Genomic DNA, 14,224 nt, shown 5'->3' on the forward strand with positions numbered 1-14,224 from the left:
AAAAAGTTTAAATAGCCATATTTGCCAAAAGTGGCCTTGTATAAGCCCCTTTCATATTTTCCACCAACCCCCTCGGGCTGAAACCCGAGAGTAGTACTACTCAAAAGAGGGCCGCTGAGGGGAAAAAACGTCCAAAAACGGGGCCGAAACCGCCATTTTTGGCATTTCAGGTGGGAAAATCAGGACTCAAACGGAGCTTAAAGGAGCAGTAAGTGGCAAAATGGGTCCAAAATTAGGGGTTACCCTTATGGCTGTCTTTTTCTTTTTACAAAAAACAGGGGTAAAGGTCCTAAGAAATGGACCAGATGTAAAAGAGAACACCTTAGTTTTGGGGATCTCGAAGTTTCAATTCTGCTTCGAGGTAAGGCAATTCCGTTTCGGGCAATTCTTCACCCAATATTAGGGCCCGAATAAGCTTCGCTTCTTTGCCTGGGGATTTCGCGGCCTGTAGACTTAGGGTTTCCTTGGCGAGCTGGGGCCGGTTTTCTTGCCAGTTGGCAAAGGCCAGCAGCTCGCGGCTGAGCGGTTCCAATGGGAATTTAGCGCTCCAGCTCTTGGTCGCTTCGATAAATGGAGCCTTATCGCCTGCCAGTAGTAAACCGTAATAGTTGAGCTGTCCCTGTTTGGCGGGTGGAAGTGTTTTCACAAGATCCTGCGGATAGGCGAGAATGCAGGATAGCAGTTCGCTTTCGTCTTTTTGATCCAATGCCATGTCGAACCAGTTCTGGAAGAGGGGGCCTCTGGTTTTTGTTTCGGTGGCCAAGCGGCGGTACAGTGCGAGCATCTGCTCGGCTTGTCCCAACCTTTGCATCTCCCGCTCGAAGAAGTCCAAGTCGTCTAGCCCAGCTTCGGATAGGGCGCGTTGCAGGTTTTCGTCTCGCTTGGAGCGAGCTCCCTGTTTTTGGAAAACTATCGCTCGGATGAGGCTTTCCTGGGCGAGGCTTGTTTTGCTTTCCGGGTTCTGGTCCGAGCAAAAGTCGAGAGCCTCATCCGCTCGCCCTAGTTCGATCAAGGCCAGCATTAAAGTCGCCTGGGTCGATCCACTTAGCGGCACCGCACTGGCTTCCAGTAGGTCCACCACTGCCTGTGCCTTGCCAGTTTCCCAGAGGCTCTGGGCATATAGGTCGAGTTGTTCTGCGTTTTCTAGATCGATCTGAGGCTTTAGGCTTTCGAGTTGAGCGGAAAACGTCTTGTCGCCCAGACGAGCGGCCCTGAGGCCGAGCTGAAGCTGTTCGCGCAGACCAAGCCCCGGGACCTGCAGGAGTCGCCGCAATGCTTGGATTCTTGTCTCGTCGCTTAGCTCCTTTTGCATGCTGATCCAGAGAAGCGTAGTTTGATCCAGTTTCGGGGATTCCAGGGCTCGCGACATTGCCGCTTCCAATTCGCTCGTTTCGGCGAGCGCTCCGCTCAGGTTCAGGTAAAGGAATTGTAGGTCCCGATTCACCGTACCGGACTGCAAGGCCTGCGAGACGATGGAAAGGGCGGTCCGGTAGTCCTGCACCAGCAGGAAGGCCCGTGCTTCACGGAGAGCCAGAGCAGCTGGCTCTGCTTGGTCGCGGATTTTCCATTCCTCGAGATATTTGAAGGCCACGCTAGCATTTTGGCTCAGCAGGGCAGCATCGACGGCTTGCTCCCAATCCCTCTCCGTCGCTTCGGCGGTATTAACAAGCTTACGCCAAAATTCGTGGGCCTGCGGGTGACGGAAGTTCAGGGCCAGCTCGGCCAAGTGACGTGAAGCTTCCTTATTCGAGCCGTCGAGCATGACAGCGGTTTGGGCTTTCTGGAAGCTGCGTAGGTAGGCCTCCTCCTCGAGGAGGGTTTGGGATTCCGTTAATACGCGTTCCGCCCGCCAGGCTTTGAAACCGCGGTAAGCGGGCTGCAGCCCGATTCCAATCGCTAGGATTGATACCGCGAGGAGGACTATCCAGATGCGGTGGCGATTGAAAAAGTAGGTCGTGCCGGAGTTCAGAAGGATCATGCTTCGGGTCCTCTCTCTTTAGGGGCTGTGAGCTGCAGTTCCTCTTCGCTGGGAAGTTCGATCTTTTCGCGAACTGATGGAGCGTAGCTCTCTAGGAGCGACTTCTCTTCGGGGAGTAGCGCTTGCACGTCGATTTCGGCTCGAATCGCTTGGGCCTTTTCCGATGCCTGGTTTGCTTCCAGGGTGGCGTACCAGATCGCCAGTCGGCTGCTGGCTTGCCCGTCCGTTTCCAATTCTTCGGGCAGTAGTGCAAGGGCTCGTTTCGGCTGGCCGGTTTTAAGGAAGGCAAGAGTGAGTCCATCCTGCGCGAGTGGAAGGCTGGAATTGCTTTGCAGGATCCGGCTCAAGGTATCCTTTGCGTTCAGTATCTCCTGATCCAGCAAGACTTGAAAATAAGCGGTCCAAGCTCGGATCGCCAGGTTGTCCGGATTTTGATTCTCGCAGAGCTTCGCTAGCTGCAGGCATCGCTCGGTATTGCCCTGTTGACGCTCGAGTTCCAGGTAACTCAAAAGCAGCTGGGAAGGCAGGCCTTCTAGGGGACCGGCTTGGGAGGATTTGCGGAAAGCTTCCAAAGCGAGTTTGGGCTGCTGATAGTCGAAGGCCAGTTTCGCCAGGTGCCCGAGACTTAAGCTGACGTTTGTTTCCTCGGCTGCGAGGGCGATCCCCTTTTTCCAGAGGTTTTGGACCTCTTCGGCAGACCCGGTCGCAAAGGCTAGTAAGAGCCGTCCCGAAGCAAGAGTGAGCGAAGAGATATAGACTTCGGAGGTGGAGAGCAGGGCCTTTGCCTCTTGGTAGCGTTCCAATTTGACCAGACAAGAGAGTTCAGTCCCGAAGCCCAGAGGCGACTTTCTGAGTTCTCCTGACTGCTCTAGGATTTCCAGAGCTTTGGCCGCTTCCTCATGAGCTGCTAGGAATCGTGCGACTTCCAAGGGATATTTGCTCGCCTGCTCTAGGCCGGAGGCGATGGCCGAATTTCTCATCTGCTCGCCTTGCTCCCAAGCCAGGCCCGCCGCAGCAAGCCAAAGGGGGAAGGGAAGCTCTTCCTGCTCGATCAGAGCGGCAGTGGCATCTTGTCGGTGTTCATTGGATACCGTTTTGTTTTGGGCGATCTGTAGCAGCAACCGAGCGAATTGCCCTGAGCCTTCCGATTCCAATCCCGGTAAGGCCTCTGCGATGGCTTCACCGGTATCGCCTTCGATCAATGCTTGCCGAGCGACAAGGTAACGCAGCTGGTAGGATGGCTCCCCTTCGGATTGAAGGTTCGTTAACTTGGTTTTAGCCAGTTCAAGCTCGCCTTGCTCCTGCGCGTAGTAAGCTAGCATTAGCAGCTCGTTTTCATCGGCATCCCCCGAACGCTCCAAACGCTGGGCTAGGTCCAGTCCCAGTTCCGAGTCGAGTTCGCCATTGGCATTAAGCAGCGTTTTCAAAACGGCTGGCTTCTTAAGCAAGTAGTGGCTGGAGAAATACGGATTGCGTTTCAGCTCTCCAAGCAGACTCCGCAAGCGATCCGTTTCTCGGGGTCGGAGGGGAGAGGTGATGAGGGCTATTTGAGCTTTCAGGGCTTCGGGCGAATGGGATTCGCTCAGCTCCTTCAAGGTTTGTCGGGCCTGGTTTCGCTCCATGGGGTCTGCGCTGGACCCTTGTAATTGAGAGCGGAGCAACTGGGCGTCCGAGTGGCTTGGGTTTGCACGTAAGGCAGCTAGGATCTTTTGCTGAGTTGGCTGGATTTCACCTTGTCGCAGGCTTAGCCATGCTTGGCCGATGAGCAAATCTGGATCGTCATCGGGAAAGCTCGGGTCACTTTCAAGGGTAGAGATGAAGGCCTCCAGCCTTAGCCAATCTTGGGCAGCGATAGCTGCTTGCAGCATCAGCTTTTGGCGCTTGAGGGAAAGGTGAGCTGTCTTGGTTTTTTCGATACCTTGCTCGGATAGCAAACGTTCGGGATTTCGTTCCCCTAAGATGAGGGCACTTTGAAAGTCGTAGGACTCTACGTTGCCGGAGTTGCGATTCACCTTTTGCAGAAGGCTCCAGGCTTGCTCGGGATTTTCCTCGTTCCAAGCGATGCTTGCCGCGGTGAGCTGCTTCTGGTTTTCACGAGCAAAGTACTTCCAGCCCAGCCATGAACCGCTGAAAAGGATCGCACCAGCCAATAGCCCGACGTTGACCCAACCACTGCGATGCAGTTTAATCGAGAGCTCGTAGGTGGAGAGCTGACTCGATTTCTCCTCGGAGCTCGAAGGGGGCTGGCTTCCGATTTCGCTCATCAGGCTTCCCTTAGAGCAGGGCTCGTTCGCGCGGCAGCAGAGTTTCGCTCGCTCCTTGGAAGGCCTGATCGTTTATGACCGCGGCGATGTATTGGCTACGCCGATCCAGTTGAGGCAGGAACTCCAGCAGCCCGCTGATGAACTGTTGGGCCTCCGTCTTTAGGCCGGCTTGATAATAGGCAAAAGCGGCAAGGAACTGATAGCTGGGATCCTGTCGGAAACTGGAAGCCAGCTTTTCCGCCTGGTAGCGAGCAACCCCTTTGTCATCTCCGTAGAGCAGCGTGTAGTAAACCGCATTGGATAGCTGCCTTGGGTCCAAGAGATCGTTGAGCCAGTCCGGCTCGCCATTCACTGCTTTGGAAATTTCAGCTTCGTATCCACTTTGGCTGGCCAGGTTTAGCCAAAAGGCCCGTGCCCGCATGCCGTAGCGCGGATGTTCGCTGACCCGGGCGTAAAGCTCGAGCAGGGCCCGGATTTCGCCCAGTTGGCGGAATTGGTATTCCAAAAACGCAAGGTCCTCGAACTCGGCGGAGTCGATCGCTTGGTTGATGTTATTCTCGTATAAGCCTTCGTCGCCGCTTTCCTGAAAGGCGAGGGCCCGCAAGAAAGTTTCCTCCGCAAAGGTGGTCAGACGCTCGGCCCGAAAATTGGAAGTCATCTCCAAGGTTTCTTCGATTCCTCCCGCTTTCACTTGGGCCAGCAGGCGGTTTCGCATCAAGATGCGATCCGATTCCGCCGTTTTGTCATCGATCAAAGCCAGCGTTTCTTCGTACCGTCCCAACATACAGAGCGTACTCGTGAAAGCGGAAAGCTGCTCGGTATCCTCCAGATCGATACGTTCTCGGGTGTTTGCGATACGAGCATCGGTCTCGGTCCATTCGAGCTTGGCGGCAATATCCAAAAGGTGAAGCTCTTCGGTTAGCTTGATGTCTCCTACCTCCATGCCTGCTATTGCTGCATCGAGTCGCTGTCGCTTTGGCATCAGACTGTTGGATGCGATCCAGATCAGATCACGTAGAGAAGTATCCGGATTTAGGATTAAGCTTTGGGCGATCTGTTCCCGCTCCTGCGGACTCGCCAGCATGTTCGACATCTGCAGGTAGAAATTGTGAATCGGCAGGTCTTGCGGAAACTCCTCTACTGCGGCGACCGCCAGTTCGCGAGCCTTGGCCAATTGCCCTGCCAAGGCATAGGCTTGAGCTTGTCGCAAGGCGTATCCCGATGGATCATCTACGCCTGCTTCATCCCAACGCAGCAAGTAGTCAAAAGCAGTTGCGTAGTCGCCGCTGCGGAACGAGGCGTCCACCGCGTAGGCCCAATCGGAGACTTCAACCTTTTCGTTTTGGATAACGCTTTCCCAGAACTTGGCCGCCTGTGGGTGATTGAATCGCAAGGCGAGTTTTGCCAGCTCGCGAGCCGCTTCGATGTTCCCGCCGTTTAGCATCACCGCAGCTCGAGCCTTGTGGAATGCTTGCACATAGGATTCTTCTTCCACCAGCTCTTTTGATCGCTCCAGCACCGCCTCGGAACGAAGCTTCTTAAAGTAACGGTAACCCGGCTGGGCAAAGACCATCAGCGAGCAGATGAAAATCGCGATTCCCGCCACGAAGAAGGGACGCGAGTTGAGGAAGTTTATCAGTCTGTCTCGAAGTTGATTCATGAGGAAAGGGAAGTGCAGTTTTTTAACCGCTAATGTCCACTAATGGACGCGAATGCTTTGGAAAGGATGATCGGGTTGTGTGTTTTTGTTAACCACATAAGGCACACAATTCACAGAGGATGTCTGTTCTGTATTCTCTACTTTGTGTCACTTGTGCTTTTTGTGGTCATCAATTTCGGTGCAGGAGTTTTTTTGTAGGAGCGAGCTTGCTCGCGATCCGTATGGCCGGATCAAACCTGCCTCTGCTTTGCTGAGATCCTGCCGCCGCAGGCGATCCAGCGACGCAGGAGCGATGTTAAGTTTTTTGATTTGGTTGTGTGTTTTTGTTAACCACATAAGGCACACAATTCACAGAGGATGTTTATTATGTATTCTCTACTTTGTGTCTTTTGTGCTTCTTGTGGTTTTCATCGTTGGTTTGTTGATTCGCGACCAAGGTCGCTCCTACCGTTTCTTGTCTCATCGGTAGCGGAAGGTTTCACCGTCTTTTTGCAGGAGGAAAAGGGATCGCACGAGGCGGGTGGCTTCTTGACGGGCAAGCTGAGGGTCGTCGCTCGGTATGCCTAGCAAGGCGATCTTTCGTTTCAGGCTACGTTTGCGTTCGAAGAAGGCACTAAATTGAGCGAGGCGTGGATGCCCTTCTATAGACTCTGTGGCTCCTTGATGAAGGTCATCCCAGAGGCACCAGAAGACTTGGCTCATCTCGCCGTTGGGGAGGCGGAAAGAAAAGTGTTGAAATGGAATAACCAAGGCTCCGAGGTCTACGCTCAAGGTCTCCATCCGATCCTCCATCACTGCACCCAAGCCGCTCATGCAGATAGAAGGTGTATGGCTGTAAGCTTGTAGGCTCTTGCTCTTTGATTCCCCTGTAAATCCGTAGTACCAGAGCTCCGCTGGTCGTTTCAAATTGGCATCCTGCAAGGTCAAATGGTGACCGTAGTCGAAGCCCAAGATCTCCTCCACCCTTGGTGGGATAGTTTGCTGGTCGGTGGTTATTTCTGGCGATGCATAGGCGTCTAAATCCACGATCCAGTCCACTTGCTCGTTGGATTGATTTTCTTCGTCCTGATACCAGAATTCGCTAATAAAAAAAGGGAGCAAAGCGATTGCTAGGCTGATCCCTGCTAGGCTAGGACTGAGTCTTAGAGGCATCGGTTTTGACACTTCATTCGAAGCTCCGTCGGGTTTTTGGATCGAGCTGGGTAATTTAGAGCCAATCAAAAACAATGTCCCCAAGCCGAGTCCAAGGGCGATGTAGCCCACTGTGTCATGCCATTTATCGAAAAGGTTTTGCCCCCCGTTCAGTACCAGTAGAGAAAGGGTTAAGGAACGAGCTAGGTTGAACAGGATGGTCAGTAATACCGCCGCCGCGACAAGAAGGATACGTCCCGAAACTTTAAGTCCCCAAAAAGCTCCTACAAAGAGGGCCATCATGCTGAGAGCCTGCAAAGACTTGATACCCGAACAGGCTTCTTCTACGCCCACGACGGTCGATCCGATCTGTATTAGGTTTCCCATTTGCTCTGCCGGATTGCCGAGGATTTGTAGTGATTCGACGGAGACGTGGGTGACTAGGGTCGTAAGAGAATTGACGACTCGCTTTTCAACGAGGCTGGGCCACGGCACCATTGTTAGGCTGAATAGAAGCGGAAACAAAGAACTCGCCGCCGTCTTAGCTCCGAATAATCGATAGATTGTTGCCCAACTGCTTGCGATAAGGGTGGTCGCTCCTAACCAGAGGGGAAGTCGCCAGAATGGGTTCACTTCGATCAGCAAGCGAGCCATCACAAATACAAGCAGTCCTGCGAAAATGATAGCGGAGATCAAGCTGCCAGGAGCATTCGAGCTAGCATTCCTTCTCGTGCCTTCCTGCAAACGAGGCCAAAGCAGCAAGGCGGTTAGGGGAGGCACTAGCCAACCATAGTTGTAGGAGGAAGCGGATGACCAACTGTAGTGCAGAAACCAGAGAAACTGCCCCCAGGCCAAAGCTAATGAAAGCAGCAACAGTTTTGTCGCCAGTGTCGAGCCGTGGGCTTTTGCGCTACTCTGTTCCGTCGGGGTCGACATTTTCAGGTTGGTAGAGTCTTGCTTCGTCATCCACTTCGGGCAGGACGATTTCTTCTACGACCACGGGTTCGAATTCGTTGATGAGCGCTACCTCTTCGGGTAGCAGCTTACTTTCGTCGATCTGAGTTCTTAGCTCCGCGGCCTCTTCTGCTTTGCCGTTGGCGATGAGGGCCGCGTAGCGAATCGCTTTGGCCGAGTCCGATGTGGCTTCGTTTTGCGGCACCAAATTCAACAAGGAAAGGGCACGGCCTTGTTGGCCGGTTCTCAAGTAGGAGAAGGCCATGGCGGTGGAAATCGCCCGGTCCTCGCGACGTCGCTCGTAGAGCTCTCGCAAGATGTCACGGGCCTCTAGCACCTTGTTGTTAAGCAGGATGCTGTAGTAGCTCCACTGCCGTTGCAGCTCCACGTTTTTAGGGTCCTTCTTCAGGGCCAACTCAATCATGTGCAGGGCCGTGCTGGTTTGTTTGGCATCAAGCTCCAAGGTGGCGATCCGCTGCAAGGAGGCGGAGGAAATAGGGAGATTCGGAGAAATCTCCTGAGCTAAACGATAGGCTCGCTGAGCCTTCTGCGTGGCTTTGTATTCGAAACAAAGGTCGCCCAACTGTGCCAGAAACACTGGATTACGCTCCGCTTGGCAATAGTTCCAGGCTGCTTGCCAGGCCGCTTCGATTTGGGCGGAATCCTTGGCCAGCAAAGCCAGCATCAGTTTACCGCTCAGCTGAGTCATTTCGGTGATCGCCTCCGATCCATTCAGCAATTCCTCCGCCTGCTGCAAAGAACCGACTTCCACCAGTGCCCGGAATTTAAGTTCAATGGCCGCGTTTGGCAGGTCTGGCTCCAGGCTCTGCAGAGCCTGCAGTGCGGATTCGCCAAGCCGATGATCGACCAGAAAGCGACCTGCGATTAAAGGATTCTTTGAGGACAAAGCCAAGGCTTGCCGCTCCAGCTTTTTGTGCTGGCTTTCGTCCAGTGGCCAAAGCTTGCGGGCCGCAAAGTCCCACTGAAATTGGTTCAAGCGAGGAAAGTCGACCAGCAGGGAGAGGGCTTGCTTCTGCAGTGTTTCCGGTATGTCAAAATCCTGATCTTGGGCAAAGGCAGCCAGCAAGGATAAGAAGCGACCTGCTTCCGCGGTTTTAAGACCCTGTTCGCAACCTTGCAGGGCGGCTTCAAAGTCTTGCCCGTACCAGCTCTGTCGCGTTTCCAGCCAATTGCTCAAACTCCCATTCCCGGATACTTCGCGGTAGCTTTCTATCGCAGTGGCCGACTCTTCCAAATGCCCTTCTTCTTGGGCATAGAAAGCATACTCCGCTATTTCCATTTCGCTTGGCTCCGGCAGGCTAACCAGCTTTTTCGCTAGGCGATAGCTCAACTCCGTATTGCGGTCCCGAACACGTCCCAGAACAATCTGCAAAACCTTTTTGTTGGAAAACAGGTAGTGGGATTCCAGATACGGGTTTTCTGAGAGCCGTTCCGTTTCGCTTTTCCAGTCCTCGGGAAGGTTGGGCATGAGCCCGCTGGCTAAGAGCAGCAAACTTGCTCTCACCGAATCGGAATTGTTGCGAGTGATGATCTCTCGCAGGCTGACCACCGCTTGGTTGCGATCGCCCTGCGAAGGGCTGCCCGCCTGAAGCTCGGAGCGAAGCAGACGGGCTTCCGTGTCGAAAGGATTACGAAGTAAAGCCTGCTGCAAGTGGGGCCACGCCTCTTCGAAGCGCTTATTGCCCAGCGCCACCCAAGCTTTCGCCGTAGAGGCTTCGGGAGAGTCCTCCTGTAGCATTCCGCTTTTGAGGGCTCGTTGCAGAGCGGTTTCCAAGCCCGTCCAATCCTGAATGCGGGTATGGGCCAGCAGCAGGGCTTTCCAAGGGAAGCTCGGGTCTTTGCGCTCCAGCTCGTAAGCGAGGATTTCTTCCGCGTAGGCTTTGGCCGCTGCCGGATCCCTTTCCAGAAGCAGAGTAAGGCGAATTTTCTCGTAGCGTTCCAGCCCGACCGCTCCGGGATTGACCGCTTCAATGTAGTCCCAGGCCGCTTCAGTTTCTCCTTCAGCCCAGGATAGATCCGCCGCTGCGAGTTGTCGGTTTTCCTGCCAAAGGTAGAAACGGTAGCCTAGCCAGAGTGCTCCGAGGGCGATAATGCCGAGGGCGATGAATAAATTGCGTTTGCCTTGGGGTAGGAGGGGGACGTCCTCGCCGTATCCATACCCGTATCCATAACCATACCCGTAGCCTCCGCTATATCGATTTTTTTTGATGAGTGGGTTTTTAGCCATGGGTGAGTCGTGAAAGCAGGAGGGGTATTATTTATCCCGCAGAGGTAGGAGCGAGCTTGCTCGCGATTTTTTGAGAGTGATTGGGTTGTGTTTTGTTTAACCGCTAATGGCCGCGGATGCACACGAATGATTTTTTGATCAGGTAGTGATTTTGTTTAACCACATAAGGCACAAAAATCACAAAGGATGTGGGTTTGTTATCAAGAGTTCTGTGTCTTTTGTGCGTTTTGTGGTTTCATTTCTCAGTGCAGGACTGTCTATCTGATTTTCTGTAGGAGCGAGCTTGCTCGCGATCCGGATGGCCGGATCAAACCTGCCTCAGCTCTGCTGAGATCATGCCGCCGCAGGCGATCCAGCGACGTAGTCGCGATGTTAAAATGTTAGATCTGGTTGTGTTTTGTTTGTTAGCCACGAAGAGGCACAAAAAGGATTTGGTTGGATCTGCCTCCCAAAAGTCGGCTTTTAAAATTCTATGTCGGAGTTATAGCTCCGATCCTTCATCGGTTAGATTTTTGTGCCTTCTTGTGGCTAATAATTTCAATGCAGGATATTGTTCTGGTTGATTTTGTTTAACCACATAAAGCACACAATTCACAGAGGATGTTTGTTCTGTATCCTCTACTTTGTGTCTCTTGTGCTTCTTGTGGTCATCAATTTCAGTGCAGGATTTTAGTCGGGCTGTGTGGTTTTTTTACATCGTTCGCTATCGCTCTCTGGATCCGAGCGTTGCTCGGGCATTATCCGCTTCGCGGGCAGGTTTGATTAGGTTGAGCTTTGTTTTTAACCGCTAATGGCCGCCAATGGACGCGAATGATTTGGAAGTGATAATCAGGTTGTGCAGGGTATTAACCACATAAGGCACAATATTCACAAAGATGTAATTTTGTTAAATAGTCTTTTGTGTTCTCTGTGCTTCTTGCGGTTGATGATTTTAGTGCAGGATCTTTTATCTAATTTTCTGTAGGAGCGAGCTTGCTCGCGATCCGGATGGTCGGATTCGATCCTGCCTCAGCTCTGCTGAGATCATGCCGCCGCAGGCGATCCAGCGACGTAGTCGCGATGTTAAAATGTTAGATCTGGTTGTGTTTTGTTTGTTGGCCACGAAGAGGCACAAAAAGGATTTGGTTGGATCTGCCTCCCAAAAGTCGGCTTTTAAAATTCTATGTCGGAGTTATAGCTCCGATCCTTCATCGGTTAGATTTTTGTGCCTTCTTGTGGCTAATAATTTCAATGCAGGATATTGTTCTGGTTGATTTTGTTTAACCACATAAAGCACACAATTCACAGAGGATGTTTGTTCTGTATCCTCTACTTTGTGTCTCTTGTGCTTCTTGTGGTCATCTTACTTCGCGACCAAGGTCGCTCCTACCTTAGGCTTTGGCGGGGGTGCCGTACTTACCGTATTTATCGTAGTCGGCGTAGGCGTGGTAGTACTCTGGGTAGTACATCTTCGCTTGGAAGAGGCGTACTCCATTTACCAATACACCGAAGATCGGCACATCCGTGTCTTGCAGTTTGCGTACGGTCTTGGTGGCCAAGCCTACACGAGCTCGTGAGAATCCGGATACGAAGATCTGTCCGTCACAATGGGCCAGCAAGCTGATCGCATCGCCGAAGAGGTGAGCGGGCGGGGTGTCTATGATGATGCGATCGTAGCGTGTTTTCAGCTCCTCCATCATCTGCTTAAACTTAGCAGAGTTGAAGAGAATGAAAGGTTGGTTGTGGTGCGAACCGGCGGGTAGCACGTCACACTCTAGGTCCTTGTTGCGGTAGATAGAACCGTCCAGCGAGACATCGTCGTTTTTCAGATAGTTTGCCAGGCCTTGTCGCTTCTCTCCGGCGAAACGGTCCTCTTGGGCTCGCAAGTCACAATTGATGAGCAACACCTTTTCGCCGTAGCGTTGGAAGGCGGAAGATAGGGCTCCGGAAAGGAATGACTTTCCTTCGTTACTGATGGTACTGGTCACAAGAATCGCTTTGGCGTCTGCCGAATCCGGATCCAGGCGCAAAGTCGCCACCGCGGTATTTAAGGTTTCCGTATTTTGCGGGTCGGCTTCGGTCGCTTGTGTCAAGTCGCCAATGGTCTTGGGCTTGCCCTTCATCATGGCCATGACACCGAGGATGGGCAGACCAAACTTTTGCTCCACTTCCAGCGGGCTGCGCACGCGGTCGTCGATGAAAATGAGAGCGCCCACCAAACCAAAGGAGCAAACGCTGCCTCCCATAAAGGCCGCTGCGATTGCCAGCATGCGTTTAGGGGTGAAAGGCTCTAGCGGGATCACCGCTTCATCGACGATGCGCAGCTTATTGATATCGTCGCGATTCTGAGCCTCCGTTTCTTGGATACGGTTGTAGAGGTACTGGTATAGGTTCTGATTCACTTCCAGCTCGCGAGCCTTGGAGTCGTAGACCGTCTTGTGACGTTGCATGGCGATGATCTCATTCTTCTTGGCGATCACCTTTTCCTCCGCCTTAACCAAATCCTGTTCCGCCTGAGCCAGTTCGCTAGCGATAACACGAGCCGCTTCATCGGCTGCCATTTCCAATTCGGTCTCTGCGGCCACGAGTGCTTCTTGAGCCTCGATCATGCGAGGATGCTTGTGGCGGTAGCGCTCCTCCAAGCGGGCGATCTCGATGCGGTGGCTGGCGATGGAGCTGCGCAGGTTCTCGATACGTGGAGAACTGGAAATGAAAGATAGGTTGTAGAGAGGACGCTCTTCTGCCCGTGCTTCCTCGATCATGCTCCACTGAGTGGCGAGGCGATCGCGGACTTCGTTGCTCTGCGTGGCGTAAGCATTGAGGGAGATCATTTCCTGTTGATCTATATCGAGGCGCTGGTCGAAGGAGATGGTCTGCAAGTCCTCCTTGTAGTCGACTAGCTGTTTTTCAATATTCTCTACCTTGCGACGCTGGATCTCTGCTTGCTCCCGAAGGTCCTGTACCGCTCGGCTCACTACATTGTTTCGCACCGAGCTGAAGTAGGCCATCATCTCGTCTGCGAAGAGGTTGGCCACGCGAGCTGATATTTCTGGGTTGGGATGCACGTATTCGATGCTGACAATCAAGCTCAAGCGGGCCGGAGAAATCTTACGATTTTCAGCCACGATCTTGATGACGGAGAGGTCGTCTTCTTCTTGGTCGATCTGACGATAAGGGGCGAGAAAGTCCTGCTTGAATTCGTCTTCAATACGCTCTGCCACCCGCTCGATGATCTGCACACTGCTCAGCAGATTGATCTGCGTATTGATATCCTCCGTATTCCGAACCGTGTCGTCCGCGACCTTATCGAATTGGGTACGGGAATCTTCTTGGCGAAGGATTTGTACGCTGGCGGTCGACTTGTAGAGCGGGGTAGCGCTCATCATCAGGTAGTAGATGCCGCCGGCTACTAGGACGAAGGTCAGCAAGAACCACCAGATGCGGTCTAGGAAATCCGCTACGTAGCGTTTAATATCGATAGTAGGAAGCCCGGACGTGGACGGCTTGGAGCCACCATTGTCTGGAGCGTTTTTCGATTTATCGTCGGTCATGGAATAAGAGATGGAAAATGGGGAGGTAGGAGCGAGCTTGCTCGCGATCTTAAAGCTGTAACAGATTGTGTTTTGTTTCTAACCGCTAATGTACGCGAATGTTGATCGGGTTGCGTTGGGTTTTAACCACATAAGGCACAAGATTCACAAAGATGTGGATTTGCTAATTAGTCCTCTGTGTTCTCTGTGTTTCTTGCGGTTGATAATTTCAGTGCAGGATTTTGATTCAGTTGTGTATTTGTTTCTAACCGCTAAGGGCCGCTAATGTACGCGAATGGATTTTTATTAATGTTAATATCGTTCTGATGAACGATCCTGCCTCAGCTTGCTGAGATCATGCCGCCGCAGGCGATCCAGCGACGTAGTCGCGATGTTAATATTTTTGATCAGGTTGTGTTTTTGTTTAACCACATAAGGCACAAAATTCACAAAGGATGTTTATTCTGTATTCTCTTTTCT

6 protein-coding genes are annotated in these 14,224 nt (G+C 52.6%); all 6 read right to left on the reverse strand.

What is annotated here, in order from left to right:
• Positions 1–322 precede the first annotated feature (322 nt).
• The 6 genes from H5P27_RS09465 to H5P27_RS09490 all read right to left on the reverse strand — a co-directional run bounded on the left by H5P27_RS09465 (position 323) and on the right by H5P27_RS09490 (position 13,765).
• Positions 323–1,978 (reverse strand): tetratricopeptide repeat protein, encoded by a 1,656-nt coding sequence (locus H5P27_RS09465; RefSeq protein ID WP_185660161.1) that lies wholly within the window; start codon positions 1,976–1,978, stop codon positions 323–325.
• The gene (locus H5P27_RS09470; protein WP_185660162.1) at positions 1,975–4,242 is read right to left on the reverse strand and encodes a tetratricopeptide repeat protein; all 2,268 of its coding nucleotides are present in this window, start codon (positions 4,240–4,242) and stop codon (positions 1,975–1,977) included. The genes H5P27_RS09465 and H5P27_RS09470 overlap by 4 nt, the downstream gene beginning before the upstream one ends.
• A gap of 10 nt (positions 4,243–4,252) precedes the next feature.
• On the reverse strand, positions 4,253–5,902 hold the full coding sequence (locus H5P27_RS09475; protein ID WP_185660163.1) for a tetratricopeptide repeat protein: 1,650 nt from the start codon (positions 5,900–5,902) through the stop codon (positions 4,253–4,255).
• Between the two features lie 459 nt (positions 5,903–6,361).
• Complete coding sequence (locus tag H5P27_RS09480; protein WP_185660164.1) at positions 6,362–7,969, reverse strand: exosortase/archaeosortase family protein; 1,608 nt, start codon at positions 7,967–7,969, stop codon at positions 6,362–6,364.
• Positions 7,944–10,235 carry a tetratricopeptide repeat protein gene (locus H5P27_RS09485; RefSeq protein ID WP_185660165.1) on the reverse strand — a complete coding sequence of 764 codons (2,292 nt, stop codon included), beginning with the start codon at positions 10,233–10,235 and terminating at the stop codon, positions 7,944–7,946. Before H5P27_RS09485 ends, H5P27_RS09480 begins: the two co-directional genes overlap by 26 nt.
• Before the next feature lie 1,370 nt (positions 10,236–11,605).
• Positions 11,606–13,765 (reverse strand): GumC family protein, encoded by a 2,160-nt coding sequence (locus H5P27_RS09490; protein WP_185660166.1) that lies wholly within the window; start codon positions 13,763–13,765, stop codon positions 11,606–11,608.
• Positions 13,766–14,224 lie beyond the last annotated feature (459 nt).

It is taken from the genome of Pelagicoccus albus (assembly GCF_014230145.1).
GTDB classification, from domain to species: domain Bacteria; phylum Verrucomicrobiota; class Verrucomicrobiia; order Opitutales; family Opitutaceae; genus Pelagicoccus; species Pelagicoccus albus.